This is a genomic window from Streptomyces sp. SDT5-1 (assembly GCF_052245995.1).
Classification (GTDB): Bacteria; Actinomycetota; Actinomycetes; order Streptomycetales; family Streptomycetaceae; genus Streptomyces.
In genome coordinates this window covers 6,639,036-6,665,603 of sequence record NZ_CM125963.1, presented here as the reverse complement: position 1 = coordinate 6,665,603, position 26,568 = coordinate 6,639,036, and the positions used below count along the sequence as shown (strand labels likewise).

Below are 26,568 nucleotides of genomic sequence, written 5' to 3'. Positions count from 1 at the left end.
CGGTCAGCCACGGCCACGGCCTCCCTTCGCGGCGGCCTTCTTCTTCGCCGCGGTCTTCTTGGCCGCCTGCGGGCCCGCGGCGCGCTTGTTCGCGGGGGCGGGCGCCTTCTTCTTGGCGGGAGCCTTCTTGGCCGCCTTCTTCGTGGCGGTCCTGGAGGGGGCCGGGCGGCGCTCCTCCTCGGGCTCTTCGTCGGGCTCGTCGGCGGCTTCGTCGTCGTACCGCTCCTCGTCCTGCCCGCGGTCGCGGCCTCGGCCGGTGGCGACTCCTGTGACCCGCTCCCCCGCGTCCCGTACGTCGTCCGCGTCGGGGGCGACACCCTGGATCTGGTCGCGGACGCCCTGCGTACGGTCGTGCAGGCGTCCCGCGAGGCCCTCGATCTGGCGCTCGACGAGCGCCCCGGAGGCCGCCTTGCCGACGCCGCGCAGGTCCTCGCGCAGCTGGTCGCCGATCTCCTTGAACTGGGGGTTCTTCTCCAGTTGGGTGCTCACGAGCTCGGCGATCCCGCGCGGGCTCAGATTCAGTCGCTTGCCGGCGACCATCGTGCCGACGGCGAAGGCCAGCTTCATCTTCTTCGTACGCCCGAGGACGTACCCGGCCCCTACCGCGAGGCCGATCGCTGTGCGGTTCAAGGTCCCTCCAGACGGTCGAGGAGCTCGTCCTCGACGCGGTCGAACGTCTCCTGGTCGATCTCGCCCGAGACCAGTCGTTCCTCGAGGCGAGCGAGTTCGGCACGCACGGCCGCCGGGTCGTAGTACTGCCGCTCCGCTTCCGCGAGCACCTGCTGCACCGCCCACAGGGATCCGCGCACCGGAGCGAGCGGCAGCAGCAGCACTTCGGTGATGAGGCCCATGGGCTCAGTCCGTCGCCGCGGGCTCGGACGGCCCCGGCTCGACGAAGCTGTACGGGGGCAGCGGCCCGTTCACGGTGAGTTCGAGGTGCGGATGGCCGGCGCGGACCTCCTCGACGGCGGCGAGGAACTGCTCGGCCGTCTTCTTCTCGACGAGGAACGACAGGTTCGCGAGCCAGCCGGTGCTCTCCGGCCCCGCGGACACGGCGGCCGCGGCGGGTTCGAGGAGGCGCTGGAGCTCGACGGCGTCCTCCGCCTCACGGGCCTGCACGGCCGCCACGACCAGCTCGCCGAGGCGCAGCCGCTCCTCGTACGTGCCGCCGCCCGCCTTCCTGTTGGCCTCGGTGAGCGTACGGACGTCGGGGTTGTCGACCATCACCTTGTGCAGCACGGCCTCCTCGTCGTGCTGCGCCTTCACGTTGTACTCGACCTTGCCGTCGAGGGCGCGCAGCCGTTCCTGGTAGTGGTCGGCCCGCTCGGCGAGCACGGCCGCCACCGACTCGTCGTCGGGTGCGAGGGAGCCGAACCGCATCGGCAGCACGGGGCCGCCCGAGCCCGCCTCGGAGAGCACGCTCTGGTGGGCGAGCAGATCGCGACGCTTGGGCCGCAGGCCCTCGGGGGCCTCGCTGACGAGCGCGGCGAGCGGCCCCTCCTTGACGACGCGCACCTCGCGCGCGGGTTCGCCGATGCCTCCCATGCCGGCCGGCAGCGAGGGGTGTTCGGAGCTCGCGATGGCGTAGATGTACGTGCTGCTCACTCCTGCTCCTCCTTACGGCGGCTCGTGGTCCTGCGCCCGCCGGACGAGGACCGCTTCGGCTCCTGCTGGCCCTCGTCGCGGGCCTGGTTGAAGGCGTCGGAGATGGTCTGCGCGGCGCCGGACAGCGCCCCCTTGGACTTGCCGCGCGCGCCGGACTCGGTCATCTCGCCGACGAGGTCGGGCAGTCCGGGATCGCGGTGCGGCCCTGCTTCCAGGTCGAGCCGGTTGCAGGCCTCGGCGAAACGGAGGTAGGTGTCGACACTGGCGACGACGACCCTGACGTCGATCTTCAGGATCTCGATGCCGACCAGCGAGACACGGACGAAGGCGTCGATGACGAGCCCGCGGTCCAGGACGAGTTCGAGGACGTCGTACAGTCCGCTGGTGCCGCCACCGCCACCGCCTTGCTGTGCGGGGACAACGGTCATGGAGGCCGGTCCTCCCTGTCTGTGTAGTGATCGGTTCGAGGCGGTGCGCGGCGGCCTACTGGCCGCCCGACCTGTGTGCCGGCTCGGAACGCCCCCGCTCGTAGCGGCGGATGCGCCGGTAGCCGGTCAGGACGCCGTGCGGGTCCAGGGTCACCTGGTAGCTCGCCAGCAGGCTCATGGTGTCGGGGACCCGGGCCAGTTCGAGGACCTCGATCTCCAACTCCCAGCCGTCCTCGGTGCGTTCGAAGGACGACACGGTCTCGGCCGCCATGCCGGTGAGCTCCGCCAGCTGGGTGCGCGCTTCGCGCAGCACCTCCATGGGGCCCGGCGCGCCGCCCGCCTCGGTGGTCTTGTCGTCGCCGGGCTCTCGCTCCGACGACGCTTGCGTCTTTTTTGTGTTCGTCATGGCAGCCTCGGTCACCGGGTCTCCACGAAGGGCCGGGGCAAACCTCAACTCCCTTGCCGAGCGCGGAGCTTGCGCCAGGCCGGGCCGAGCGAGCGGCCCCGGCCGAGCAGGCCCTGCCACGGGTCGGTGCGCGCCTGCTCGACGGCGTTCTCGACGGTCCAGTGCTGGGCGTCGACGGAAGGCGAGCCGAGCTGCTGCCAGGTGAGCGGGGTGGCGACGGGCGCGTTCGGCCTGGCGCGCACGGTGTACGGGGCGACGGCGGTCTGCGCGTAGGCGTTGCGCACGTCGAGGAAGAGGCGGTCGCCGCGGTCCTTCTTGCGCGGGGCCGTCGTCAGCTCGTCCGGGTGCTCGTCGGCGAGGGTGTCGGCGACCTGCCGCGCGAAGTCCCGCACCTCGTCGAAGTCCTGCTGCCCGTCGAGGGGTACGACGACATGGACGCCGCGGGAGCCCGTGGTCATGGGGGCGGCCGGCAGGCCGATGTCGTCCAGGATCCCGTGCAGCAGGCGGGCCGCCTCACGGACGGTCTCGAAGTCGTCCTTCGTCGGGTCGAGGTCGAAGACGAGACGGTCGGGGCGGTCGATGTCGTCGGCGCGCGACAGCCAGCGGTGCAGGGTGATGGCGGCCTGGTCGACGAGGAACATCAGGGTGTCGGTGTCGTCGCACACGGTGTGCGTGACGGTGCCGCCCTCCTTCGGCACCTCCACCCGGTGGATCCAGTCGGGGTAGTGGTCGGGGGTGTCCTTCTGCATGAAGCGGGGGCCGTCGACGCCGTCGGGGTGGCGCTCCAGCATCAGGGGGCGGCCGCGGAGGTGCGGCAGCATGTGGGGGGCCACGGCACGGTAGTAGTCGGCGAGGTCCTGTTTGGTGACACCGGGGAAGAGGTGCTTGTCGGGTCGCTTGATCTCAACGGTGTGGCTGGCGCCCATAGCGGATCTCCTTGGTTTCGCGGGGCTTGAAATCTCCGGCTCACGCCGTCACCGCGTGCCCCACCAGAAGACCCACCGCCGCGACGATGCCCGCCGCGTCGATTCCGGCGGCGGCCAACTGCTCGGCCGGGGACGCCGAGCCCGGCATCGTACGGACACCCAGGCGCGCGAGCCGGGGCGCCGGTTCCGCGTCGGAGAAGGCCTCCGCCACCGCGTCCCCGATGCCGCCCTGCTCCCGGTGGTCCTCGACGGTGAGCAGACACCCGGTGGCCCGCGCCGCGTCCCGCAACGTACGCCGGTCGACGGGCTTCACCGAGTACAGGTCGACGACCCGGACCGGAATGCCGGCCGCCGCCAGCTCGTCCGCCGCCTTCAGCGCCTCGTGCACGGTGACGCCCGCGGCGACGACCGTCACCCGGTCGTCGTCCCCGGACCGCAGCACCTTGCTGCCGCCCACCGGGAACTCCTCGTGCGGCGGATAGATGACGGGAGCGGCGCCGCGCGAGGTGCGCAGGTAGCGGATGCCGTCCAACTCGGCCATTCCGGCGACGAGTTTGGCGGTCTGGTTGGCGTCGCACGGGTAGAGGACCGTGGAGTCGTGGACCGTGCGGAGCATCGCCAGGTCCTCCAGGCCCATCTGGGACGGCCCGTCCTGCCCGATGGCGACACCCGCGTGCGAGCCGACGAGGTTGAGGTTCGCGCCGCTGACGGACGCCATCCGGATGAAGTCGTGGGCGCGGGTGAGGAACGCCGCGAAGGTGCCCGCGTACGGGAGCCAGCCGCGCGCGCTCAACCCGACGGCGCTGGCGACGAGTTGTTGTTCGGCGATGTAGCACTCGCCGTACCGCTCGGGGTGTTCCTTCGCGAACATCTCGGTGCGCGTGGAGTCGCCGACCTCGCCGTCGAGCGCGACGACGTCGCCGCGCGCCGAGCCGAGCGCGGTGAGCGCCTGGCCGTACGCGTCGCGGGTGGCGACCTCGTCGCCGACCTCGAAGCGCGGCAGTTCGATCCGCCCGCTGCGCACGGCGTGCAGGATCCGCGCGGCGGGCGGCGCCTGCACGGAGACCCGGACGCCGCGGTCGCCGCCGAGCTCCTCGATGGCCTCCGCGGCGTCGGGCAGCGGCTTGCCGTGCGCGCCCTCGCGGTCCTCGACGGCCTCGACGCCCTTGCCCTTGAAGGTGCGGGCGAGGATGACGGTGGGCTTGCCGACGGTCGAAGCGGCCTCGGCGTACGCGCGGTCGATGTCGGCGACGTCGTGCCCGTCGATGACGACGGTGTGCCAGTCGAAGGCCTCGAAGCGGCGGGCGTACGCGTCGAGGTCGTGGCCGTGCCGGGTGGGTCCGCGCTGGCCGAGCCGGTTGACGTCGACGATCGCGATCAGGTTGTCGAGCTGCTCGTACCCGGCGTACTCGGCGGCCTCCCACACGGATCCCTCGGCCAGCTCGCTGTCGCCGCACAGGGCGTACACCTGGTAGCCGACCCGGTCGAGCCGCTTGCCCGCCCAGGCGATGCCGGCGGCGACGGGCAGCCCCTGGCCGAGCGATCCGGTGGCCGTCTCGACCCACGGGAGGCGCTGCGGCGTCGGGTGGCCCTCCAGGCGGCTGCCGAGCTTGCGGAAGGTGAGCAGTTCGGCGTCGCTGATCGCACCGGCCGCCTTGTACGCCGCGTAGAGCAGCGGCGACGCGTGGCCCTTGGAGAGGACGAAGCGGTCGTTGCCGGGGTGGTCGGGGCGGTCGAAGTCGTAGCGGAGATGGCGGGCCAGGAGGACGGCCATCAGGTCGGCCGCGGACATCGACGAGGTGGGGTGCCCGGAGCCGGCGGCGTCCGCCGCGCGCACCGAGTCCACCCTCAACTGCTGTCCGAGGGCTTGGAGTTCGGCTTCGCTGTAGGTGGTGGTCACGAGGCACCTCCCTGGTCGTCCTTCTTGTCGCGGCTGTCGTCGGGCACGCGGGCCAGCTCGGGCGACGCCGTGTCGAGCGGCACCGACCAGGAGCGCACGAGGCCCAACTGGACGGCCTGGCGCGGCAGTACGGAGTCGAGCAGCCAGTCGGCGGCGACCCGCACCCGGTTGCCCGGCATCGCCGCGAGGTGGTAGCCGCGGGTGACGGCGCCCGCGAGCGGCCCGGAGAGCGGGACGCCGAGCGGGTTGGCGGCGGCCTTCACTCCACCGAGGTCGACGGTGAAGCCGAGGTCCTTGTGCCGGTAGTCGCGGCGCTCGCCCTTGCCGAGGGACGCGGCGACGTTCAGCCCTGCGACGCGCCCCTGCCGCCAGGCGTGCTGCGCGGTCATCGGCGTGTACTCGCCCGGTTTCTCCAGGTCGGGCACGGCGGCCGCGTCGCCGCACGCGAACACCTCGGGGTGTCCCGGCACGTTCAGGTACGGGTCGACGACCAGCCGGCCGCGCTCCAGCGGCCTGCCGAGGTCGGCGACGAGCGGGTCGGGGCGGACGCCGACGCACCACACGAGCGTACGGGTGTCGACGAACTCGCCGTCGTCGAGGAGGACTCCGTCCTTCGTGGCCTCCTTCACGGAGGTCTTCGGCCGCACCTCGACGCCCCGCTCCCGCAGCACCTTGTCGGCGGTGCGGGACAGGTGGCGGTCGAGTTCCGGAAGGACGCGCGGCGCGATGTCGAGCAGCATCCAGCGCGGCCTGATGCCCCGGCGCAGCGGCTGCTTCTTCACCAGCGCGTCGGTCAACAGCTGGCCCTGAGCGGCGACTTCGGTGCCGGTGTAGCCGGCGCCGACCACCACGAAGGTGCAGCGGGCCCGGCACTCCTCCGGGTTGTCGGCGGCCGCGGCGAGCTCGATCTGCCGGGTCACGTGGTCGCGCAGGTACAACGCCTCCGGCATGCCGCGGAAGCCGTGCGCGTGCTCGGCGACGCCCGGCACCGGCAGCAGCTTGTTCACGCTGCCGACGGCGAGGACGAGGCGGTCGTACTCCAGGGTGCCGCGCCCGCCCTCGGGGTCGGTGTACGAGACGGTCCGCTCGTCGAGGTCCACGCCGTCGGCCTCGCCGAGCACGAGCCGCGTGTGCGGCAGCGTCCCGGACAGCGACACGGTGACCCGGCGGGGTTCGAGGGAGCCCGCGGCGACCTGGGGCAGCAGCGGCAGGTACAGAAAGTAGTCGGTGGGGTTGAGCAGGGTGACATCGGCGGTGTCGCGGGCCACCCGCGACAGCATGCGGGCGGCCCGGTAGCCGGCGAATCCGGCTCCGACGATGACGACGCGGGATCGGTTCACTGCGGGTCACGCTCCCGTGGTCGGGGGTCCTGTCGGCATCGGCGGCACGGCGGGCGCGGCGGGCTTGGCGGGCCGTGCCGCGTTCCGCAGCAGCAAGGCCGTGACGCCCAGCACGGCGGCGACCACGAGGGCCGCACCCCAGTCGGGGATGCCGAGGGAGAGGACGAGGCCGAGGGCGAGCGCCGCTGCGGCCCCCGCGTACAGCGCGGCGGCGCCGGCTCCCGCGTAGAGGGTGGCGCGGCGGCGCTGCGCCCGGACGCTCGCGGTGAACTCCTCGCGGAGCGTCTCGCGCACGGCGTGCGTGACCCGTCCGGCCAGCTCGTCGGTCACCTGCTCGTTGATGTGTTCGCCCATGCGTTCCATGCGCGCCGGGTACCCGGCGGCCGGATCGCGTAACGAGCGCCGGCCGGTCCGCTTCCTGGAAACGATCACGCGCCCCCGGCGGCTCCGACTAGGCTCCTCCCCATGGAAATCCTGGGAACCACGCTGCGCGTCTGCGTCGAGGACCTGGAGTCCTCGGTCATGTTCTACGAGAACCTCACCGGCACCAGAGCGATGCGGTTCGAGCGCGGCGGGGTCTCCGTGGCCGCCGTCGGCTGTTTCCTCCTGATGAGCGGGCCCAAGGCGGAGATCGACGTGCTGCGCAAGGTGTCGGCGACGATCGCGGTCCCGGACGTCGACGAGGCGAACACGCTGCTCACCGCGTCCGGCGCCAAGGTCATCGCGGGCCCCGTGCCGACGCCGGTGGGCCGCAATCTGATCGCGCTGCACCCCGACGGCTCGATCTTCGAGTACGTCGACAGGAACGCGCCGGAGGAGGCGCAGGCCTGAGCGCCCGGGCCCCCTCCTTCCGCGGGTGTCCGACGCGCAGCTACGCGCCCTCGTCCTCGTCGTCCTGGAGGACCAGCTCGTCCACGGGTTCCTGGTCGAAGGCGAGCTGATCGGCCTCGACGTCGTCGATGACGAGGTCGTCGCCGACGCCGAACTCCTCGTCGTCCTCGACGCGCACCGCGTCCTCCTCCGCGCTGAGCCCGCTGACGCTGCCCTCCTGCGCGAACACGTCCTGGTTGCGCGGCAGGTCGGGGTCGGGCTCGTCGTAGAGGAGTCCCGCCGGGGGCGCGGGCGGCCCGTCGCCCGACTCGGGGCCGATGTCGGGGGTCTCGTCGGCCAGCCGGTCGTCGAGCGAGCGGTCCTCGATCACCTCGTCGACGGTGGTGTCCCGTTCCTCGGCGACGGTCGGCTCGTCGCCCGCGACGGGCAGCCGCTGCGGATCGTTCGCCTCCTGCTGCTGGGGAGTGCCGTCCTGAAGGTCGGGCATCCCCTCGTCCTCCGGGTCGGCCCCCGGATCGTGCGGCCTGGTCATGCCTGCCCCCTTTCGGTCCGTGCGGTCGCGCACGGGTGCCCTGTGGGGCGCGGGGAAACTCCCGTGATGCACGTATCCTCGCCCGGAGTCACGACGGGTGAAGGGCGGTGCACGTGGCGGGCAGCACGGCGGGTGCGGACGAGGGGTCCCAGGGGAAGGCGCCCCTGAGCGCGCAGGCGCGGGAGGCGGTGCGGCAGCGCATCGTGGACCGCCGCTACCCGATGGGCGCGCGGCTCGTGGAGCGGGAGGTCGCCGAGGAGCTGCGGATGTCGCGGGTGCCCGTGCGGGAGGCGCTGCGCGCGCTCGTCGCCGAGGGCCTGCTCGAACTGCTGCCGCGCAGCGGCGTGCGGGTTCGCCGCCTGGAGCGCACCGACGTGCGGCATCTGTACGAGGTGTGGGAGCCGCTCGCCGTGCAGGCGTCGCGGCTCGCGGCGCGGGCCCGCACCGCACAGGACCCGCCGTCCCTCGACGCGCTGCGGGCCTGCCTCGACCGGGCCGAGCGGGCGGCCGCGGCGGACGAGGGAACGCGCGAGGTGGCCGAGCACACCGCGTTCCACGAGGAGATCGTGGCGCTCGCGGGGAACCCGCTGCTCGCCCGCACGATGGAGCAGCTGAGCTGGCAGCTCCAGCTGCTGTTCGGGCTGCGCGAGGAGCCGGCGCACATGCGGGCGCAGCACGCCGACATCTACCGGCACATCGAAGCGGGCGACGAGGAGCTGGCGGTGGCGAGCACGCTGCTGCATGTCAGGGACAGTCGGGCGGTGGCCCTGCGGTCGCTCTTCGGCGACAGCACTTTGTATACCGAGGGCGAATAACCCTCCGGATCGCCGGGCTCATTGTCGTCACAAACAGGTCATTGAGCCGCATACGCATAGGCTCCCTTGTCGCTCACCCCTCTTTGGTATACAAAAAGGCGGGCCAGCTCATCCTCGTAGAACCCCTTCTGGAGCCGTCATGTGCGTCGAGCCCGCCGAGCCCCCGTCCAGCCGACTGACCCGCCGCGGCGTCCTCGCCGCGTCCGCCGCGCTCGCCGGCACCGCGGCCGCCCTCGGCTCCGGCGCGGCCCCGGCGTCCGCCGCCGCATCGCGCCGTCCCGCCACCGCGCCCCGCGCCGGTGACCTGGTCGTCGACGGCGGCACCCTGCTGGACCCGGCGACCGGCGAGGTCACCGAGGACGCGGTCGTCGTCATCCGCGACGGCGTGGTGCGCGCCGCCGGGGCCCGTGGCCGCGTGGAGGTCCCCGCGGGCGTCGAGCGCCTGGCCGCGCACGGCCGCTGGGTGCTGCCCGGACTCGTCGACGCGCACATCCACCTCAACACCGCGACCGAGGCCCGCGACGCGGTCCGCAAGGGCGCCACCAGCGCGCGCAGCGGCTCCACGAACTTCTACCAGGACATCGCCGTACGGGAGTTGGCCCGCCAGGCCCCCGAGCTCGCGCCCCGCCTGAAGGCCGCCGGCATCTTCGTCACGCCCGACCTCGGCGACACCGTGCTCGGCGACCCGGACCTCACCCCGCTGGCCCGCCTCAAGGACGGCGTTCAGTCCGCGGAGGCGCTGCGCCGCGTCGTCGAGGTGAACCTCGCGCGCGGCGCCGACGTCATCAAGACCCGCGTCAACCCGCGCGCCGGGCTCGCCGAGCAGGACCCGCTGGAGCAGGTCTACTCGCGCGAGCAGCTGACCGAGATCGTCACGGCGGCCAGGCGCGGCGGCAAGGGCGTGCTCTGCCACAGCTACAGCGAGAAGGGCTGCGACGACGCGGTGCGCGCGGGCATCCGCTCCCTGGAGCACGGCGCGTACGTCGGTGAGCGCACGCTCGCCGAGATGCGCCGCCGCGGCACGTTCTTCACGCCGACCCTCGGCGCCATCGCCGGCATGATCGGCTCCGACGACCCGGTCCTCGACGAGCGCGGCCGCACCTACCTGCCGCTGCTCAAGAAGGCGGCCGTCGCCGCGCACGAGATGGGCGTGCCGCTCGCCGCGGGCACGGACTCCTCCGGAGGCACCGTCGACCCGATCGGCGGCGAGGTCGAGCTGATGCGTTCGGCGGGCCTCGGCGCGCTCGACGCGATCCGCACGGCGACCACCGGCGCGGCGAAGCTGCTCGGCCTCGAGGACACCGTCGGCCGCCTCGCGCGCGGCTTCGCGGGCGACGTCCTGCTCGTCGACGGCGACCCGCTGGCCGACGTGTCGGTGCTCAAGAAGCCGGTGGGCGTGGTGCGTTCGGGCGTCGCGGTGGCGCTCTGAGCGCACGGCGCGAAGCGCTCTGTGAGCGCTCTGTGAGCGCTCAGAGAGATCGTCTCCCCTCGAATTCCCCATCGAACGAAGGAGAACGGCATGACTCCTCCCCTGTCCCGGCGCGGTGTCCTCGCGGGCGCGGCCTCGCTCGGGGGCGCGGCCCTCGGCGCGGCGACGGCGACGCAGGCCCAGGCCCAGGCCCAGGCGACGGCCGCCGAGTCCCGCCGCCCCGCGAAGGCGGTGGTGTTCCGCGACGTGCGGCCGTTCGGTGCCGGTGAGTCCGTGGATCTGACCGTGGTCGACGGGAAGTTCACGGACGGGCCCGCCCCGGCGAACGCGAAGATCGTCGACGGTGGCGGGCGGATCGCCCTGCCGTCGCTGGTGGACGCGCACATCCACCCCGACAAGACGACGTGGGGCAGCGACTGGATCACACGCAGGCCCGCGAACGGCATCGCGGACTACTGCGAGCAGGACGTCGAGGTGTTCCGTACGCAGAAGAGGCCGGTCGGCGAGCGGGCGTACGGCCTGATGGCGCACGCCGTGACCCGGGGCACGCGGGCCATGAGGGCGCACGCCGACGTGGCGCCCGCGTACGGGCTCGCCGGGGTCGAGGGGGTGGCGCAGGCGCGGGAACGCCTCGCGGACGCGCTCGACGTGCAGATCGTGGCGTTCCCTCAGCACGGTGTGGTGCGCACGCCCGGCACGGCGGAACTGTTGCGGGACGCCGCGCGCCAGGGGCTCGTCGACATGATCGGCGGCATCGACCCGATCAGCTTCGACCAGGCGATGGACGAACAGCTCGACCTGATCTTCGACCTGGCGGACCGGTACGACGTCGGGGTGGACATCCACCTCCACGACCGGGACGAGAAGGGCACGAAGGTGTTGCGCGGCATCATCGAGCGCACCAAGGCGCTGTCGCTGCGCGGCCGGGTGACGGTGAGTCACGTCTTCTGCCTGCCCCTCCTGAAGGACGCCGAACTCGCCTCCATGGCGAAGGACCTGTCCGACCTGGACATCGCCCTGACCACGGTCGCGCCGAGCGCGGAACTGGTGCTCCCCATCGCCAAGTTGAAGGAGTACGGGGTGCGGGTCGGGCTCGGTTCGGACGGCGTCCGGGACTCGTGGAGCCCGTTCGGCAACGCGGACATGCTGCACCGGGCGCACATCCTCGGGTGGGTCACGGACATCCGCCTCGACGACGAACTCACCGCGTGCTACACGGCGGGCACGCACGGCGGCGCGGACGTCATGGGCCTGCCGCGGGTGAACTTCGAGTCCGGCGACCCGGCGGACTTCGTCCTCGTGCGCGGCGAGTGCGTGCCGCAGGTCGTGGTCGACATGCCGCAGCGCGACATGGTCGTCCACGGGGGCCACGTGGTGGCCCGCAACGGAGAGCTGGTCTGACCACCCCGTGGCGTGGCGCCCACCAAAACCCACGCCACGGGGTCTCCGCCCGGCTCCCCTGCGCCCCTCCCCCAGCCTCCAGCCTCCGGGCTCCGGCCTCCGGGCTCCGGGCTCCGGGCTCCGGGCTCCGGCTGCTTCTCCCCGCCTCGGGCCCATCTCCCACCCACCCGCCCCCTCCGGGGGCTGGGCCCCACGGGGCGCCGCAACCACGGCCCTCGCCCCCGGCACCGCACAACGTGAATGGTCAGCGCCGAGCACGGTTCGGGAGCCCCGGCTCCGTGCAGGGCCGGCGGAGGCACCCACCCCGGGGGAACGCCCCGTGAGGCCGACGCCCCCGGAGGGGGCGGACGGGTGGGAGGTGGGCCGGGAACCGGCAGGAGCACATCGGCTGGTGTCACCGCCGACGACCCGGCGGCACACCACACCGCGCACCGCCAACCCACCACGCCAACCCCGGCACCGCCCCCCCCGGCGCCGCACAAGGGCAACGGAAGCAACCACCCCGGGCCTCGCCCCCGGGGACCGGCGCCCCGGAGGGGGCGGGTGGGTGGGAGGTGAGCGAGGCACCCGCAGGGGCACCTGCGGAGGAGAGGTGCCGCGGGGGCGGACCGGTGACGGCACAAGACCGGCGGGAGCGGCGAAGGGCCGCGCCGTGCAACCGACCCACCACCCCAGCCGCCCCACCACCCCAGATGCCCCACCACGCCAACCGACCGAACGCCCCCTGCAAGAAACGGGGTCACGCGCCCCCGGCGGGCCGCATCCGGAAGTCGTAGCGGGGTGGGAGGCGGTCGCCCGGGGGCGACACCCGGGACCACGTCTCCGTGAGGGTTTCCGCGCCCTCGCGGAGGTCCGCCACCTCGAAGCCCGCGTCGAAGATGGCGCGGGCCGCGGCGAAGTCGCCCTCCACACACAGGAGTTGGGCCTCCAGGAGGCGGAAGCGGCCCCGCGCCCGGGTCTCCGGGTGCAGGCGGGACCACACGTGGCGCGCGTCCGCGACCCGGTCCACCGCGAGCAGCACCTCGATCGCCTCCCGACCGAGCGCCGCGCACGCCGCACGCCACGGTTCGCCGTCGTCCCGTCGCTCCGCGCACAAGTCGTCGAACGCCTCCACGTAACGGTCCGCCGCCCGCGAGGAGTTGCCGTCCGCCGCAGCGAGGCACCGCAGGAACGGCCAGAGCGAGGGCGCGAGTTCGAGGCCGCGCTCCCAGCTGCGTACGGCCTGCGCCCGATCTCCCGCGTGCCACTGCGCGACGCCGAGGTGGTACTCGGACAGCGGCCGCGCGGGCGCCGTCTCCAGCATGTCCCGCCACGCCGGAGCCACCAGCGTCGGCCCGGGCGGCCCGACCTTCCGCTGCTCGGGGAACGCCCCCGTCTCCAGGAGCGCGCGCCACGGCGCCTGCTCCTCCCCGAGCGTCGACTCGTCGAACGGCGTCCCCGCCAACTTCCATCCCGTACGCAGCACTTCGAGCGCACCCCACCCGGACCCGACCGCGAGCCGCTCCCCCGGCTCCACGTCCGCGCAGGCCCGCCACGCCTCGTACGCGGCGTCGACGTCCGCCCTCGGAAGGGCCTCCTCCAGGCGGCGCTCCACCTCGTCGACGGCCCGCCCCCAGTCCCCGGACGCGTGCACGGCACCGGCGTCCGCCGCCAGCGGCCCGTACGCCTCGAGCCAGCTGAACTCCCCCTCCGCCTCCAGGCGTACGTGCTCGAGCTGCGTGCGCGCGAGACCCGCCTGGATCTCCGAGTAGCCACCCGTGCCCGGCTCGGTCAGCCACTCCTGCCAGCGCCGGCCGCCGGGCCCCGACCCCCACACGAACAGCTTCCGGCCGCGCAGCAGGTCCGTCGACGTCTGCACGAGGCCGCGCCCGGCGTCGTCGAGCGCCGTGATCCAGCGCCGCTGCCCGTCCGCCACCTCGTAGAAGTAGTCGGCGGGGAACTCGCTGTTGAGCGGGTAGGTGCGGTCGACGCCGTCGTACTCCGGCACGGGCACGCGGGTCAGCGTCCGCTCGTACGCGAAGTACCACGCCTCGTCGGCGGGCGCGAGCACCCGGTGCTCCTCGGGCACCGCGATGTTGGACCACCAGTAGGCGGGGGCCGGCTTCTCGTGCGGATTGCGGATCCGTACGCCGACGTAGAGGAAGTCGGAGCCGTCGGGGAGCCACAGGTCGACCTGGAAGGGGAGGTCGCGCAGGCGTTCCCACTCCCACAGGCGCAGCATGTCGCCGCCGTCCGGGGCGGGCACGCGCGCGGCGTGCAGCGGCGCGCAGGACAGCGCGGTGTGCCCGGTCGCGCCGATGTTCCACTCGATGCCGCCGGAGAACCACGCGCCGTTGAGCGCGAAGTCGGCGGGCTGGAACACCGGGTTGCGGTACAGGAGTTCGCGTGCGGTCGGCTTGTGGAAGAGGGACAGCACGCGACCGCCGAGGCCCGGCGCCACGGTCGCCCGCAGCCGGTCGTTCTCGATCACGATCGTGTCGAGCTCGACCGGCGCCCGGTCGCGCCCGTACCCGTCACGGATCCGCTCGGGCAGCACGCTGGTCAGCGGCCGGTAGCCGACCTGCCGTGCCATGTCGAGCGGCATGTCGTCCTTGGCCCGCTCGTCGACCTCGTGCATCTCGTCGAGGGGCCGCAGTGGTGGCAGCGGGTTGTCGGGCCCCAGGGGAACGCCAGGCAGGGTCAGTACCGCACGGCGGATCTCGGTCACGTGTGCCTCCCGTCGCCACGGGGCGCGGCCCGCCCCCGATGACCATGGAACATGGTCGTGCGGGAGCTGACCAGGGTGGTCTCCGGTCAGGATTGCGCAAAGCCGGACACCGGCTCGCGTCGGGCGCCCCGATATTCCGTGGGCGTCCCGCCCGTCCCCGCGTACCCTGGCCGCTTCGGCACACCGCCGTGACCAGCCCGGTCACCTGTCCGCGTTCCCGAGGAGCGAGCACCACCATGCCCGAGAGCCACACCTACCGAGTCATCGTCCGCGCCACGTTCGAGGACCTGACCGACGCGGCGCGGGAGCGGCTGCTCGCGGAGGTCGCCGAGCACGAGGGCATCGCGGGCATGAAGTTCGGCCCGGAGGGCTCGCTCGCGTACGACAGGACGCTGAAGCACTTCTCGATGCGCTACGTCGTGGAGTCCGACCCGGACGACGGGGACGAGATGGCGGGGGCGCTCGCCGAGGAGAAGGCGGAGGCGTATCTGCGGGAGCGCGGGTACGGGCACGGGGAGCTGCGCTCGACGGTGACCGACATGGACACGATGAAGATCAATCGGAAGTCGCGCCGCTAGGGCCTGCTGTCCTCGGCCCCCACCATGTCGGCGGTGAGGGCCCAGCGTTCGTGGTCGCGCCAGGCGCCGTCGATGAAGAGGAAGTCGGGCGAGAGGCCTTCGAGGCGGAATCCGGCGCGGCGGGCGAGCGCGATCGACGCCTCGTTGCCGGGCTGTACGTTGATCTCCAGGCGGTGCAGTCCGAGCGGGCCGAACGCGTACCGGACGACGAGGTCGAGCCCCTCCGACATCAGTCCGCGCCCGGCGGCGTGCGCGAAGGCCCCGTATCCGAGGGCGCCGCAGCGGAACGCGCCGAGCACCACGTTGTTGATGTTGATGAATCCGGCGAGGGTGTCGCGGGTTGCGCCGTTCCGCTCGTACAGCAGGAAGCCGTGCTTGGTCGGGTCCTCGATGAGGCGCCGCGCGTAGTCGGTGTAGACCTCGGCGCCGGTCGGCGGGAACAGCCAGGGGCGGTGCAGCTCGACGCTCTCGCGGGCACGGTCGGTGAACTCGGCGACGTCGGCTTCGTCGAGGGAGTACGGGTGAATGCCCACGCGGTCGCCCGTGGCGAGGTAGTCGGCCATCGCGCCAGCTTAGGAAGCGTGCGCGAGGTCCGGCGCTCGGGGGGTGCGGGGGTTCACTGCTTCTGCCGGCGCTTCATGAAGTAGCCGCCGCAGACGGCGCCGACGAGCGCCGTGGCCAGCAGCGCCAGGTACAGCGGGACGGTGACCTCGGGGATGATGAGCCGGATCTTCACGTGCCGGGTGTTCTCGAAGATGAAGACCAGGCCGAGGACGGCCAGGACGAGCACACCGATCCTGGCGGGGGTGAACGCGTTCCTCGTGCTCGCGCTGCCCTTGGGACTCATCGGTGGACCCTTCCGTCGTTCCCGCGGCGGCGGTCGCCGCCTCCCCTGCCAAGGATGGGCGGGGAGACGGCACGAACGCACAGGTCAGGGGCCCGTACGGGTGACGGCCGCGCGGGCCGCTAGGGCACCACGGGCAGCCGCAGGGTGCCCGTGTCGTCGGGAGCGCTGGTGACGGTGACCGGTTTGATGCCCTTGTTGCCGCCGTACGCGTCGTCGCTGGCGGCGATCACGAACCGGATCCGGTGCCCCTTCTCGTAGCGGTGCACGATGCCGGGCAGGGACACCGTGAACGGGCGGGTGACGTCGGGGACGCGGACCGGGGCGACGAGCCGGTGCACCAGCGTCTGCTTCCCGTCGGGCGCGACGTCGTACAGCTTCGCGAAGAGCACCAGCTTGTCGGCCGCGTCGCCGGAGTCCTGGGTGCGCTCCGCCGTCGGCGAGATCACCTCGAGCCTCGCCCGCGGGGCGCCGACGACGTCCGTGGCGGAGGCCAGCGGCTCGGTGGTCCAGTCGAGGTACGTGCCCTTGGTGTCGTACGGGGCGGGGTCGGGCAGGCCGATGGTGCCGGCGAGCGAGGACTCGGAGTGGCTGGTCGGGACGAGCCGGTTGCGGTACTCGCGGCTGCCGCGCGCCACCTTCGTAGGCTGGTCGACGAGTTTGCCGTCGCCGGAGAGGTAGAGCGTGCGGCTGAGGGCGGGGACGCTCGGGGCGGTCGCGTAGGTGCGGTTCGGGTCGGTGATCCAGTCGCGGTAGTAGGCGAAGGCGGGGCCGGTGTCGGTGCCGGTCTTCTTGTGCAGGTAGCGGTCGAACCAGGACAGGATGCGGCGCCCCGTGTAGCTGGTCTCCAGGTTGCCCTCGGAGAGGTTGAGTTCGCCCGCGGCGGGGTCGGTGAGGCCGCCGCTGTGGCCCCAGGACTGCCAGATCATCTTGGCGGGGGTGCCCTGGGCGGTGAGCGCGTCGTACGTCGCCTGCGCCTCGTTCAGGTTGAACAGGGAGTCGGCCTGGCCCTGCACGAGCAGCGTCGGCGCCTTCACCTGCTTCAGGTACGACACCGGGGACACGCTGCGCGCGTAGTCGAGGAGGCGGCGGGTGTCGGCGGCCGGGTAGCGGCCGGAGTTGAGGGTGCGGATGGTGGCGCAGGCGTCGTCGACGAAGTGCAGGCAGCCGAGCTTGTTGATGCGGGACGGGTCGAGGGACGGGGAGAGCAGGGGCTGGCCCTCGCCGATGAGGTAGAAGCCGTTCGTCCACTGCCACTTGAAGGCGCCGGGGACGTCGGCGGCCTCGGCGCCGCGGGCGTTCTGCGGGTCGAGGGAGTACGCGAGGTCGTTCCAGGTGATGAGCGGGACCAGGGCGTCGACGCGGTGGTCGACGGCGGCCGTGGCGAGTTGGATGGCGCCGCCGTACGAGCCGCCGATCATGCCGACGCGCGGGTCGCCCTTCTTGTCGGTGGTGACGTAGTCGATGGTGGTGCCGTCGTCGGCGGGGCGGGTGCCGGCGAGGAAGTCGACGAGGGCGGAGGCGGCGTGGCCGTCGATGCGGGGGTCGTCGAGGGAGATCAGGCAGCCGGACCTGCCGAAGCCGAGGCCGGAGTAGGCGAGGGCGACGTAGCCGCGTTCGGCGAAGGCGCGGGCGGTGGCGTCGGTGGAGCCGTCGGCCTTGCTGCCGCCGAAACCGTTCGTGGTCAGGACGGCGGGGGCGGGGTGGGCGGGGTCGACGCCGGCGGGTCGGTAGAGGTCGGCGTCGACGGTGCAGGTGCGCTCCGCTGTCCTGACGGTGAAGGTGAGCGGGGTGGCCGTGACGTGGGGCGCGTCGGCGTGGGCGGGCGCGGTTGCGGTGAGGGTGGCTACGGCTGACATGGCGGTCAGGGCGGCGGCGGTGAGCGTGGTACGGGGTCTGGACACGGCGACCTCCAGGTATTTGCTTACCGGCGGGTAACGGTGAGCGCGGAGCAATGGTGTGTCACGTGTCATCAAGGAGCAATGCCCCTACGGGGTGTTTCTTCCGCCGGAACGGCTTCCCGCCCGGTGCGGCGCAACAGGGCGACGGCCCCCGCCACGGGTCAGGTCAGGGCCGGGACGGACAGCGTCAAGGATCCGGACACCGCGTCCAGTTGGGCCGATACCCCCAGCGGCAGCGTCAACGCCCCGTCGCAGTGGCCGAAGCCGAAGTCCCCCGTCACCGGGACGCCCAGGCCCGCCAAACGGTCCGTCAGGAGCGGGCGCAGCGGGTCGCAGTCCGCCCAGGAACCGAGCAGGATGCCCGCCACCCCGTCCAACCAACCCCCACGCAGAAGCTGCGTGAGGTACCGGTCGACGCGGTACGCCTCCTCCCCCACGTCCTCCAGGCACAGCAGGCCACCCGGCGAAGGCCTCCTCGCCCCCGCCACCCCCACGTCCGCCGCGAGCAGCGACAGGCAGCCGCCGAAGGTCACCCCGCTCGCCACCCCCGGCACCAGCGGAGCGCCACCTCCACCCACCGCCGACACCACCCGCACCGACTCCGGCTCGAACAGCGTCGCCCGCAGGTGCTCCTGCGCCCGCGGGTGCTTGAGGAAGTCCGCGGTGGCCACCATGGGCCCGTGCAACGTACTCACCCCGAGCCGCACCGCGAACGCCTCGTGCAGCGCCGTGATGTCGCTGTAGCCGACGAAGACCTTCGGCGGAGCCGCCCGCATCGCCTCCCAGTCGAGCAGGTCGACCATGCGCTGCGCCCCGTACCCCCCTCGCGCGCACATCACGGCCGAGACGTCCGGATCGCACCAGGCCCGCTGGAGGTCCGCCGCCCGGTCGGCGTCCGCGCCCGCCAGGTAGTCGAACTCCCGGTGCACGTCCAGGACATGCGGCGCCACGACCGGCTCCAGGTCCCAGCCGCGCAGGATGTCGAGCCCGGTCTGCAACGCCTCCTCCGGCACGGGCCCGCTGGGCGCGACGACGGCGACCCGCGCCCCGGCCGTGAGCCGTGCGGGGCGGTGCAGGGGCCTCACTTGGTCAGCTCGAGCGTCGGGATCCCCGCCGGTTGAAGGCCGAACACCTGGGCGTAGAGAGAGAGTTCGGCCTCCAGGGCGCGGACCATCGTGTCCGCGCGGCGGAAGCCGTGGCCCTCGCCCTCGAACGCGATGTACGCGTGCGGCACCCGCCGCCCCTCGCTCTCCACCCGCGCCAGGAACCGCTCGCACTGCACGGGCGGGCAGATCACGTCGTCGAGCCCCTGGAGGAGCAGGAACGGCACGGTGAGCCGGTCCGCGTGCTCGGCCGGCGAGCGCTCCGCGTACCGCGCGGGCACCTCGGCGAGCGGGCCGACGAGCGACTCCAGGTACTGGGACTCGAAGTCGTGGGTCTCGCCCTCGGCCCAGCCGGTGAGGTCGAGGATGGGGTAGATGATCGTGCCGCAGGCATAGACGTCCGTGCTGGTCAGGGAGGCGGCGCTGGTCCAGCCCCCGGCGCTGCCGCCGCGGATGGCGAGCCGCTCACGGTCGGCGGTGCCCTCCTCGGCGAGGGCGAGCGCGACGGCCGCGCAGTCCTCGACGTCGACGACGCCCCACTGCTCGCGCAGCCGGTTGCGGTACTCGCGCCCGTACCCGGTCGAGCCGCCGTAGTTGACCTCGGCGACACCGATGCCGCGCGACGTGAAGTAGGCGATCTCCAGGTCGAGGACGAGCGGCGCGTGCCCCGTGGGCCCGCCGTGCGCCCACACGACGTACGGCGGCAGCTCGTCGTCGGGCGCGACGTGGGTGGGGCTGTGCGGCGGGTAGATGTGGGCGTGGATGTCCCGGCCGTCGGGCCCCTCGAAGGTGCGGATCTGCGGCTCGGGGTAGTACACGGGGTCGACGGGGTCGTCGTGCGCGGCGCCGATCACGCGGGTGTGTCCGGTGCCGGTGTCGAGCTCGACGACCTCGGGCGCGGTGCGCGGGCTCGCGGCGACGCCGACGACGCGGCTGCCGCACACGGCGAGCGTGGCCGACCACTCGGTCCAGGGCCCGGCCGTGTCGACGACCTCGCCGGTCTCCGGGTCGAGGATGCCGAGCGAGGTGGCGCCGACGCCGTGCACGACGGCGATGAGCCCGGCCTCCAGCGGCTTGAACCAGCTCAGGCCGATCTTCCACAGCGGCCCGCCGAACTCCTCGTCGCGGGCGCACAGCGGTCGCTCCCGCGTGAGCAGCGCGGGCGGCGTCCCGGGCTCCGGAGGACCGCCCGGCACGGGGGCGATCCGCACGTCGAGCCGGTACAGGTTCCACCAGCCGCTGCGGTCGCTCGCGAACAGCAGGCCCCCGTCGGGCGCCCACTCGACCTGGCAGACGGACTCCTCGGTGCCGCCGGCGACGGTCTGCGCGGGGCCGAAGGAGCCGTCGTCGGTGACCTCGGCGAGCAGCAGCTCGGTGCCGTCCCACGGCATCCGGGGGTGGTCCCAGGCGATCCACGCGGCACGCCGCCCGTCGGGCGAGAGCCGGGCGGTGGTGACGAACCGGTGTCTGCCGTCGGTGAGTTCACGCACCGCCGTCCGGTCCTCCGCCGCCGATCCGTCGAGCGGCACGGCGGCGACCACGCGCCGCACGTCCGCGGGCCCTTCGCCGGTGAACTCCTCGAGAACGCACCACACTTCGCCGCGCTCGACGTGCACCTGCGGGTCGGCCCAGCGCAGCCCGCCACCGACGCCGGACTCGGGCGTGAGGGGGCGCGGCTCGGCTCCGGGCGCGTCGGGCTCGTACGCGTACAGCCGCTGGTCGGCGAAGTGCACGAAGACCACGAGCGGGCCCTCGGGGCGCTCCGCGCCCGCCCAGGGGCGACCGCCGTACTCGATGACGCGGCTGCGCACGTTCCACGGCGCGGGCAGCACCGAGCGCTCCGTGCCGTCGGCGAGGCGGCGCACCAGGGCGCGGCGGCCCGCCTCGGTGGGCCGCGGCTCGGTCCACCAGGCCTCGGTGCCGACGAACCCGACGTACTCGGGCTGCCCGTCGTGCGCCGCCGCGAGTCCGGCGTCGATCGGCGACGGCCAGGCTCCGTACTCTTGCGTCTGCAGCATCTCGTCCCCGCCCAGCATGTGTTCGCTGTCCCCCATGTTCTTCGCGTCCGCCTTCTTTTCCTAGTCGTGTTCCGCGGGTGGTCGGATCGATGCCGGCACGGGCGGGTCAGGCCGTGCGCAGGAATCTGTCGAGCACCCGCACTCCGAAGTGCAGGGCCTCGACCGGAACGCGCTCGTCCACGCCGTGGAACAGCGCCTGGTAGTCGAAGCCCTCGGGCAGCTTGAGCGGGGCGAAGCCGTAGCCGGTGATGCCGAGGCGGGAGAACTGCTTGGCGTCCGTGCCGCCCGACATGCAGTACGGGACGACGTGCCCCTCGGGGGCGAACTCCTCGACGGCCGCCCGCATCCGCGCGTACGTCGGCGAGTCGACCGGCGCCTGGAGCGCGACCTCGCGGTGGTGGTACTTCCAGTCGACGTCGGGCCCGGTGAGCTGGTCGAGAGTGGCCTTGAACTCGTCCTCGCCGCCGGGCAGATAGCGGCCGTCGACGTGCGCGGTGGCCTCCCCCGGAATCACGTTGATCTTGTATCCGGCGGACAGCATCGTCGGGTTGGCGCTGTTGCGCACGGTCGGCTCGACGAGCGCGGCGGCCGGGCCGAGCGCGGCGAGCAGCGCGTCGACGTCGAAGTCCGGCGCGTCCACGTCGGCCGGGATGCCGTACAGGGCGGCCATCTCGGTGAGCGCGGCGCGCACCGTCGGGGTGAGCCGCACCGGCCACTCGTGCGAGTCGATCCGGGCGACCGCGGCGGCGAGCCTGCCCACCGCGTTGGCCTTGTTCACCTTCGAGCCGTGGCCCGCCTTGCCGCGCGCGGTGAGTTCGAGCCAGCCGGTGCCGCGCTCGCCCGCCGCGATCGGGTACAGCTGCCTGCCCGCGCCGTCGTGGAAGGTGAAGGCGCCGGACTCGCTGATGCCCTCCGTGCAGCCCTCGAAGAGGTCGGGGTGCTGGTCGGCGAGGAAGCCGGAGCCGTCCTCCGCGCTGGCCTCCTCGTCGGCGGTGAAGGCGATGACGATGTCGCGCCGCGGCCGGAACCCGACGCGGGCCCACTCGCGTACGGTCGCGAGAATCATCGCGTCCATGTTCTTCATGTCGACGGCGCCGCGGCCCCACACGACGCCGTCGCGGACCTCTCCGGAGAACGGGTCGACGCTCCAGTCGGCGGCCTCGGCGGGCACGACGTCGAGGTGGCCGTGGACGAGGAGGGCGTCGGCGGTGGGGTCGGTGCCCTCGATGCGCGCCACGACGTTCCCCCGGCCCGCCGTGCGCTCCAGGATGGTCGGCTTGAGGCCCGCCTCGGACAGCTTCTCGGCCGCGTACTCGGCGGCGGGCCGCTCCTGGCAGTCGCCGCCGCCCCGGTTCGTGGTGTCGATGCGGATGAGCTCGGACGTGAAGGTCACGACCTCGTCGAGCGCCTGCTGGTCGACGGTCCCCAGGGACGCCGCGCCGTGGTCCTGCTCAGCCATACTGTTCCTCCACCGCGGCCGAGGCGATCGTGGTGACCGCCTTGAAGGTGCGGATGCCCTCGTACATGGTCTCGTGCGTGTACGCGATCCTGCGCTCGCCGATGCGGGTCACGCCCGGCACGACGGTCGACGCCATGGCGAGGTGCTCGGCGTCGAACTCCACCTCGATGGTGAACGGGCCGCCCTGGACGGGCTCGTGCCGCACCGCGATCGACGCGGCGTCCTTGGCCGCGGCCCGGATGTCGGACGCGGTGCGCGCGGGGGTGCGGCACACGGCCGCGTACCGGGAGACGTGGTCCTTGACGGCGACCTTGCGGGCCTCCGGCGCGTAGCCGAGCGCGTCGTCGCAGGCGTGGTCGTCGCCGGTGACGAGGACGACGGGGACGCCGTACTCGGCGACCACATGCGCGTTCAGCAGGCCCTCGCTCGCCCGTACGTCGTTGACCCAGACGCCCGTGATCTGGTTCGCCAGGTAGGTGTGGGCGAGGACGCCCTCCATGCCCGCGCCCGCGTGGTAGCCGATGAACGCGATGCCGTCGACGTCGCCGTGCTGGACGCCCTCCACCATGGACAGCGACTTGTGGCGGCCCGTGAGCATCTCCACCCGCTCGTCGAGCTGTTCGAGCAGCAGATTGCGCATCGTCCAGTGCGCCTCGTTGATCAGCACCTCGTCGGCGCCGCCGTCGAAGAAACCGAGCGCCGCCGCGTTCACGTCCGACGTGAACAGGGACCGGCAGCGCTCCCACTGCGGTGTGCCGGGGAGGACGTCGGCGGGCCAGGTCACGCCCGTGGCGCCCTCCATGTCGGCGCTGATGAGGATCTTCATGGCCAGAACCGTACGCGGATCGGGCGAGCCCGCACCAGACCTGTGGATAACTCTCAGTGGTGTAGACCAATTTCACACCCGTTGGGAGGAGTTCCCGCTCGTCAGCGCGTTGCGCGAAGCCGCCGCATCAACCCGTCCGGCCGACCACGAGCCAGGTCGACGGCAGCTCGATCCGGGTGCCTTCCGGGGAGTAGTCCGTCGTCATCAGCGGCAGCTCGCCCTGGGCGATGACGGTGAGGCCCGCCTCGGCGACGTACGTGGGGACCACCTCGTCGGCGACCTCTCCGGGGGCGATGCCGTGCGAGAAGACCGCGCCGAGTTTCGGCGGCGGCCCGGAGGGCGCCGCCGCGAGCCCCTCCAGGGTGGGGCGCGCCCGCTCCGACAGCTCGACGACGAAGCCGCGCCCGCGCTCGCCGACGAGGGCCGCGACGGCGTCGACGAGCAGCTGCCGGTCGGCGGGCTCGCTCTGGTGCAGCACGCCGCGCATGTAGACGTTCACGTCGCCCAGCTCGGCGTGCAGGGAGCCCATCTGGTCCTGGTCGGTGGCGTCCAGCTCCCGGTAGTCGGCCTGTCCCGCGGGGTCGGCGCCGCGGGCCCTGCCGACGGCCGCGGCCGACAGGTCGGCGCCGACGACTCTCGGGTAGCGGTCGGCGAGGAAGCGGGTCTGTGTGCCGTTGCCGCAGCCGAGGTCGACCATGGGCAGGCCGGGTGACGTCAACTCCGGCTCGAACAGGGCGAGATGGACGCCGACGGTGAGGGCGGGGTCGGCGTCCCAGAACACCGCGCCCGGTTCCGGTGAGGCGTCCTCCCAGAAGCTCTCCCACGCTCCCTTGTAGCGCTCGCTCACGCTCATGGAACCCTCCCCGGGGTGCGGCTGCCGAAGTGTCAGATCGGTCTACCGCTCCCGGGCACGCCCCACAAGAACGCGGCGCACACCTTCACCGGGACGACGCGGAAAGTTCGAACCACACGGTCTTGCCGGTCGCCGTACGACTCGTGCCCCACGCCCGCGAAAGCCGCGCCACCACGCGCAGGCCGCGCCCGAACTCGTCGCCCGGCCCCGCGTTGAGCAGCGTCGGGAGCGCGTGCTCGGTGTCCTCGACCTCGCACAGCAGCGTCCCCGACCGCACGAGCCGCAGCTGCACCGGGCCGCCGGGCGCGTGCCGCACCGCGTTCCCGACAAGCTCGCTGACGATCTGCTCGGCGGTGTCGACGATGCCCAACAGGCCCCAGCTCTCCAGGCGTTCGCGTACGAGACCACGCGCGCGGGGCACCTCGGAGGGTTCCGGGTCGAACGTCCAGTGGGCGACGTCCTCGCCCTCGAAGCCGTTGAGCCGGGCGAGCAGCAGCGCCACGTCGTCCTTGCGGCCGCCGCGCGTGGCCAGCGAGCGGATGATGGTGTCGCAGGCGTCGTCCATGGAGGCGGCCGGGTGGGCGGCGGACTCGCAGAGCGTCGCGAGGCCGACCCCGATGTCCTCGCCGCGCACCTCGACCAGGCCGTCCGTGCACATCACCAGGCGGTCGCCGGGCGAGACCGGGACGCGTACGGACTCGAAGGGCACGCCGCCGACCCCTATCGGGGCGCCCGTGGGCAGTTCGAGCAGCTGGCTGCCGCCGTCCGCCGCGCGCACCAGGACGGGCGGGATGTGTCCGGCGTTGGCGAGGTGCAGCTCGCCCGCGATCGGGTCGTAGACCGCGTACAGGCAGGTCGCGAGATAGTTGTCGCCGAGGCGCTGCGCCAGGTCGTCGAGATTGCGCAGGAGTTGGGCGGGCGGCAGGTCGAGCGCCGCCATCGTCTGCACGGCGGTGCGCAACTGTCCCATCATCGCCGCAGAGTTGAGGCCGTGCCCCATGACGTCGCCGACGACGAGCGCCGTGCGGGCGCCCGGCAGCTTGATGGAGTCGAACCAGTCGCCGCCGACCCGGCCGAGCAGCGTGCCCGGCAGGTACCGGGTGGCGATGTCGCAGCCCGGCATGTGCGGCTCGATCTGCGGCAGCATGCTGTCCTGGAGCGTCTCCGCGACGGCCTCCTGGTACGTGTACATGCGCGCGTTGTCGAGTACGAGCCCGGCGCGTGCGGCGAGTTCGGCGCCGGTCGCGCGGTCCATGTCGTTGAAGACCGGCCGCTCCTGGTGGCGGAGCAGGATCATGAAGCCCAGCACGACGTTGCGCGCCTTGAGGGGCACGACCAGCATCGAACGGTGGTTGATCAGCGGGCGGATGTCGCGCTTCTCGAACTGCGACGCGATCGCGTTGCCCATCTCCTCCGAGATGTACGGCACGAGGACGGGTTCGCCGCTGGTCATGCACTGGAAGAACGGAGTGTGCACCGGGAACGGCATGGACTCGCCGACCGGTACGACATCGTCCCAGCGGCCCGGTTCGTCGGTGTGCTCGAGCGCGACGCGGTGCCACATCGTGGTGGCGTCGGGCGCGCCCTCGGGGAAGCCCTCGCCGGCGACGACCTGTTCGCGGAGGTAGGTGCCCGCCACGTCCGTGAAGCGGGGGACGACGGCGCGGCTGACCTCGACGATGGTGCGGGAGAGGTCGAGGGACGAACCGATGCGGCCGCTCACCTCGTTGAGGAACTCGAGGCGGTCGCGGACGGCCGCGTACTCCAGGTCCTCGTCGGAGTCGTCGAGCGGCGAGCGCGGGGACGGGACGCCGGACGCGGTGGCGAGGGCGGCCTCCGCGCGGCGCGCCTTGCGTTCCGTGCGCCGGGAGACGCCCCAGTCCGCCGTCACGGGGACGCGGTCGTGCTGGCTGAACTCCAGGACCGGGTAGCCGAGTTCGAGGATCTGCGAGACGATCCGGGCGCTCTCGGCGACGCTCATGCTCGGGAGGATCTCCGGGAGCTTGCGGGCGAGGTCGTCGGCGACGGGGAAGTCGGTGTGCAGGGCGAAGGCGGGGGCGATCCGCTCGACCTCCGGCCCCGTGGGGTCGTCGTCCTCCGCGCCGAGTTTGTGGGCGTCGGCCGCGAGGACGAGGAGGCGCTCCGGGCCGGGGCCCACGAGGGGGTACGCCCACCAGAGGACGTCGATACGGTTCCGGGGACCCGCGCTGGTGTCCAGGCGGGCGCGGCCCGCGGCCGGGTAGGAGAGGTGGCCGCCGAGGGATTCCTCCAAGTCGTGCGGGGCGGGGCCCTCTTCGAGGTCGGGGAGGGCGCCGGAGACGGGGAGGAGGTCGGCGGCGGGGCGGCCCACCGCGTCCTCCTTGGGCGGGCCGAAGAGCCGGCGTGCGCCGGTGCTCCAGTGGGATACGAGGCCCGCCTGGTCGATCACCACTACGGCAAGTGGGACGCGGCCCTGCGGGGCTTGACCGGTGCCGTGCATCGCCGCGTTCCTTCCCTCCGGCACGCCGGGGGTGCGTGCCGCCTTTTTCCACGGTACGGCTCCGCCGGGCGACGGGTACCACGTTACGCACTTTTCCCCCGTCCCCCTTGACCACGGGGCCGTCGGTCCCTACGCCACGGGGCTCCGCCCCGGACCCCGCTGCTCAATCGCCGCAGGGGCTTGATCT

At 73.0% G+C, this 26,568-nt stretch carries 25 protein-coding genes; 5 read left to right on the top strand and 20 right to left on the bottom strand.

Annotation, left to right across the window (positions count from 1 at the left end):
- Nucleotides 1-3: 3 nt before the first annotated feature.
- From ACTWJ8_RS30570 to ACTWJ8_RS30530, 9 genes are read right to left on the bottom strand one after another with little or no spacing between them, the layout of a single operon-like run.
- Nucleotides 4-630 carry a DNA primase gene (locus ACTWJ8_RS30570; RefSeq protein ID WP_356379386.1) on the bottom strand — a complete coding sequence of 209 codons (627 nt, stop codon included), beginning with the start codon at nt 628-630 and terminating at the stop codon, nt 4-6.
- Nucleotides 627-851 (bottom strand): gas vesicle protein GvpG, encoded by a 225-nt coding sequence (locus ACTWJ8_RS30565; protein ID WP_356379383.1) that lies wholly within the window; start codon nt 849-851, stop codon nt 627-629. Before ACTWJ8_RS30565 ends, ACTWJ8_RS30570 begins: the two co-directional genes overlap by 4 nt.
- 4 nt (nt 852-855) lie before the next feature.
- Nucleotides 856-1,605: a GvpL/GvpF family gas vesicle protein gene (locus ACTWJ8_RS30560; RefSeq protein ID WP_443260842.1), complete on the bottom strand. Its 750-nt coding sequence runs from the start codon at nt 1,603-1,605 to the stop codon at nt 856-858.
- Nucleotides 1,602-2,033: a gas vesicle structural protein GvpA gene (locus ACTWJ8_RS30555; RefSeq protein WP_356379377.1), complete on the bottom strand. Its 432-nt coding sequence runs from the start codon at nt 2,031-2,033 to the stop codon at nt 1,602-1,604. The genes ACTWJ8_RS30560 and ACTWJ8_RS30555 overlap by 4 nt, the downstream gene beginning before the upstream one ends.
- Before the next feature lie 55 nt (nt 2,034-2,088).
- The gene (locus ACTWJ8_RS30550) at nt 2,089-2,439 is read right to left on the bottom strand and encodes a gas vesicle protein GvpO (RefSeq protein ID WP_356379374.1); all 351 of its coding nucleotides are present in this window, start codon (nt 2,437-2,439) and stop codon (nt 2,089-2,091) included.
- A 44-nt stretch (nt 2,440-2,483) separates the two neighbouring features.
- A complete protein-coding gene (gene ligD / locus ACTWJ8_RS30545) occupies nt 2,484-3,365 on the bottom strand; it encodes a non-homologous end-joining DNA ligase (protein ID WP_443260841.1) in 882 nt (293 codons plus the stop codon).
- A gap of 40 nt (nt 3,366-3,405) precedes the next feature.
- Nucleotides 3,406-5,265, bottom strand: coding sequence for a transketolase (locus tag ACTWJ8_RS30540; RefSeq protein ID WP_443260840.1), 1,860 nt, complete (start codon nt 5,263-5,265; stop codon nt 3,406-3,408).
- Nucleotides 5,262-6,605, bottom strand: coding sequence for an NAD(P)/FAD-dependent oxidoreductase (locus ACTWJ8_RS30535; protein WP_443260839.1), 1,344 nt, complete (start codon nt 6,603-6,605; stop codon nt 5,262-5,264). The genes ACTWJ8_RS30540 and ACTWJ8_RS30535 overlap by 4 nt, the downstream gene beginning before the upstream one ends.
- A 6-nt stretch (nt 6,606-6,611) precedes the next feature.
- Nucleotides 6,612-6,968, bottom strand: coding sequence for a phage holin family protein (locus ACTWJ8_RS30530; protein WP_443260838.1), 357 nt, complete (start codon nt 6,966-6,968; stop codon nt 6,612-6,614).
- 102 nt (nt 6,969-7,070) lie between these two features.
- Here ACTWJ8_RS30530 and ACTWJ8_RS30525 point away from each other — a divergent pair, with 102 nt between their 5' ends.
- Nucleotides 7,071-7,436, top strand: a complete 366-nt coding sequence (locus ACTWJ8_RS30525; protein WP_356379359.1) for a VOC family protein — start codon at nt 7,071-7,073, stop codon at nt 7,434-7,436.
- A gap of 40 nt (nt 7,437-7,476) precedes the next feature.
- On the opposite strand, the gene ACTWJ8_RS30520 is transcribed toward ACTWJ8_RS30525, so the two are convergent.
- Complete coding sequence (locus ACTWJ8_RS30520; RefSeq protein ID WP_443260837.1) at nt 7,477-7,968, bottom strand: DUF5709 domain-containing protein; 492 nt, start codon at nt 7,966-7,968, stop codon at nt 7,477-7,479.
- Between the two features lie 113 nt (nt 7,969-8,081).
- Between ACTWJ8_RS30520 and ACTWJ8_RS30515 the strand changes: the two genes are divergently transcribed.
- From ACTWJ8_RS30515 to ACTWJ8_RS30505, 3 genes are all read left to right on the top strand, one after another.
- The gene (locus tag ACTWJ8_RS30515; RefSeq protein WP_443260836.1) at nt 8,082-8,783 is read left to right on the top strand and encodes a GntR family transcriptional regulator; all 702 of its coding nucleotides are present in this window, start codon (nt 8,082-8,084) and stop codon (nt 8,781-8,783) included.
- Between the two features lie 139 nt (nt 8,784-8,922).
- On the top strand, nt 8,923-10,212 hold the full coding sequence (locus tag ACTWJ8_RS30510) for an amidohydrolase family protein (protein ID WP_443260835.1): 1,290 nt from the start codon (nt 8,923-8,925) through the stop codon (nt 10,210-10,212).
- Nucleotides 10,213-10,302: 90 nt separating this feature from the next.
- Complete coding sequence (locus ACTWJ8_RS30505) at nt 10,303-11,613, top strand: amidohydrolase (RefSeq protein WP_443260834.1); 1,311 nt, start codon at nt 10,303-10,305, stop codon at nt 11,611-11,613.
- Nucleotides 11,614-12,352: 739 nt separating this feature from the next.
- Here ACTWJ8_RS30505 and ACTWJ8_RS30500 read toward each other — a convergent pair.
- Entirely contained in the window at nt 12,353-14,320 is a 1,968-nt protein-coding gene (locus ACTWJ8_RS30500; RefSeq protein ID WP_443260833.1) for a DUF5107 domain-containing protein, read from the bottom strand.
- 236 nt (nt 14,321-14,556) lie between these two features.
- Between ACTWJ8_RS30500 and ACTWJ8_RS30495 the strand changes: the two genes are divergently transcribed.
- Complete coding sequence (locus ACTWJ8_RS30495; RefSeq protein ID WP_443260832.1) at nt 14,557-14,898, top strand: DUF6204 family protein; 342 nt, start codon at nt 14,557-14,559, stop codon at nt 14,896-14,898.
- Here ACTWJ8_RS30495 and ACTWJ8_RS30490 read toward each other — a convergent pair.
- The 9 genes from ACTWJ8_RS30490 to ACTWJ8_RS30450 form a co-directional block, all read right to left on the bottom strand.
- On the bottom strand, nt 14,895-15,461 hold the full coding sequence (locus tag ACTWJ8_RS30490) for a GNAT family N-acetyltransferase (protein WP_443260831.1): 567 nt from the start codon (nt 15,459-15,461) through the stop codon (nt 14,895-14,897). The genes ACTWJ8_RS30495 and ACTWJ8_RS30490 overlap by 4 nt on opposite strands.
- Nucleotides 15,462-15,514: 53 nt before the next feature.
- Nucleotides 15,515-15,745, bottom strand: coding sequence for a DUF1049 domain-containing protein (locus ACTWJ8_RS30485; RefSeq protein WP_356379337.1), 231 nt, complete (start codon nt 15,743-15,745; stop codon nt 15,515-15,517).
- A 119-nt stretch (nt 15,746-15,864) separates the two neighbouring features.
- Nucleotides 15,865-17,601, bottom strand: coding sequence for a CocE/NonD family hydrolase (locus tag ACTWJ8_RS30480; RefSeq protein ID WP_443265033.1), 1,737 nt, complete (start codon nt 17,599-17,601; stop codon nt 15,865-15,867).
- A gap of 203 nt (nt 17,602-17,804) precedes the next feature.
- A complete protein-coding gene (locus tag ACTWJ8_RS30475; protein WP_443260830.1) occupies nt 17,805-18,728 on the bottom strand; it encodes a S66 peptidase family protein in 924 nt (307 codons plus the stop codon).
- Complete coding sequence (locus ACTWJ8_RS30470; RefSeq protein ID WP_443260829.1) at nt 18,725-20,764, bottom strand: dipeptidyl-peptidase 5; 2,040 nt, start codon at nt 20,762-20,764, stop codon at nt 18,725-18,727. Before ACTWJ8_RS30470 ends, ACTWJ8_RS30475 begins: the two co-directional genes overlap by 4 nt.
- 106 nt (nt 20,765-20,870) lie before the next feature.
- Nucleotides 20,871-22,223, bottom strand: coding sequence for a M20/M25/M40 family metallo-hydrolase (locus ACTWJ8_RS30465; protein ID WP_443260828.1), 1,353 nt, complete (start codon nt 22,221-22,223; stop codon nt 20,871-20,873).
- The gene (locus ACTWJ8_RS30460; protein ID WP_356379325.1) at nt 22,216-23,049 is read right to left on the bottom strand and encodes a M55 family metallopeptidase; all 834 of its coding nucleotides are present in this window, start codon (nt 23,047-23,049) and stop codon (nt 22,216-22,218) included. The genes ACTWJ8_RS30465 and ACTWJ8_RS30460 overlap by 8 nt, the downstream gene beginning before the upstream one ends.
- Before the next feature lie 127 nt (nt 23,050-23,176).
- Entirely contained in the window at nt 23,177-23,902 is a 726-nt protein-coding gene (locus tag ACTWJ8_RS30455; RefSeq protein WP_443260827.1) for a methyltransferase domain-containing protein, read from the bottom strand.
- A gap of 85 nt (nt 23,903-23,987) precedes the next feature.
- Nucleotides 23,988-26,381: a SpoIIE family protein phosphatase gene (locus tag ACTWJ8_RS30450; RefSeq protein ID WP_443260826.1), complete on the bottom strand. Its 2,394-nt coding sequence runs from the start codon at nt 26,379-26,381 to the stop codon at nt 23,988-23,990.
- Between the last annotated feature and the right edge of the window lie 187 nt (nt 26,382-26,568).

Bases quoted from the DNA above. Each gene is read 5' to 3' on its own strand.
- ACTWJ8_RS30525 (WP_356379359.1), top strand. From the start codon at position 7,071: ATGGAAATCCTGGGAACCACGCTGCGCGTCTGCGTCGAGGACCTGGAG.
- ACTWJ8_RS30510 (WP_443260835.1), top strand. From the start codon at position 8,923: ATGTGCGTCGAGCCCGCCGAGCCCCCGTCCAGCCGACTGACCCGCCGC.
- ACTWJ8_RS30505 (WP_443260834.1), top strand. From the start codon at position 10,303: ATGACTCCTCCCCTGTCCCGGCGCGGTGTCCTCGCGGGCGCGGCCTCG.
- ACTWJ8_RS30460 (WP_356379325.1), bottom strand. From the start codon at position 23,049: ATGAAGATCCTCATCAGCGCCGACATGGAGGGCGCCACGGGCGTGACC.
- ACTWJ8_RS30565 (WP_356379383.1), bottom strand. From the start codon at position 851: ATGGGCCTCATCACCGAAGTGCTGCTGCTGCCGCTCGCTCCGGTGCGC.
- ACTWJ8_RS30485 (WP_356379337.1), bottom strand. From the start codon at position 15,745: ATGAGTCCCAAGGGCAGCGCGAGCACGAGGAACGCGTTCACCCCCGCC.
- ACTWJ8_RS30490 (WP_443260831.1), bottom strand. From the start codon at position 15,461: ATGGCCGACTACCTCGCCACGGGCGACCGCGTGGGCATTCACCCGTAC.
- ACTWJ8_RS30470 (WP_443260829.1), bottom strand. From the start codon at position 20,764: ATGCTGCAGACGCAAGAGTACGGAGCCTGGCCGTCGCCGATCGACGCC.
- ACTWJ8_RS30555 (WP_356379377.1), bottom strand. From the start codon at position 2,033: ATGACCGTTGTCCCCGCACAGCAAGGCGGTGGCGGTGGCGGCACCAGC.
- ACTWJ8_RS30450 (WP_443260826.1), bottom strand. From the start codon at position 26,381: ATGCACGGCACCGGTCAAGCCCCGCAGGGCCGCGTCCCACTTGCCGTA.
- ACTWJ8_RS30520 (WP_443260837.1), bottom strand. From the start codon at position 7,968: ATGACCAGGCCGCACGATCCGGGGGCCGACCCGGAGGACGAGGGGATG.
- ACTWJ8_RS30530 (WP_443260838.1), bottom strand. From the start codon at position 6,968: ATGGAACGCATGGGCGAACACATCAACGAGCAGGTGACCGACGAGCTG.
- ACTWJ8_RS30455 (WP_443260827.1), bottom strand. From the start codon at position 23,902: ATGAGCGTGAGCGAGCGCTACAAGGGAGCGTGGGAGAGCTTCTGGGAG.
- ACTWJ8_RS30480 (WP_443265033.1), bottom strand. From the start codon at position 17,601: ATGTCAGCCGTAGCCACCCTCACCGCAACCGCGCCCGCCCACGCCGAC.
- ligD (WP_443260841.1), bottom strand. From the start codon at position 3,365: ATGGGCGCCAGCCACACCGTTGAGATCAAGCGACCCGACAAGCACCTC.
- ACTWJ8_RS30550 (WP_356379374.1), bottom strand. From the start codon at position 2,439: ATGACGAACACAAAAAAGACGCAAGCGTCGTCGGAGCGAGAGCCCGGC.
- ACTWJ8_RS30465 (WP_443260828.1), bottom strand. From the start codon at position 22,223: ATGGCTGAGCAGGACCACGGCGCGGCGTCCCTGGGGACCGTCGACCAG.
- ACTWJ8_RS30495 (WP_443260832.1), top strand. From the start codon at position 14,557: ATGCCCGAGAGCCACACCTACCGAGTCATCGTCCGCGCCACGTTCGAG.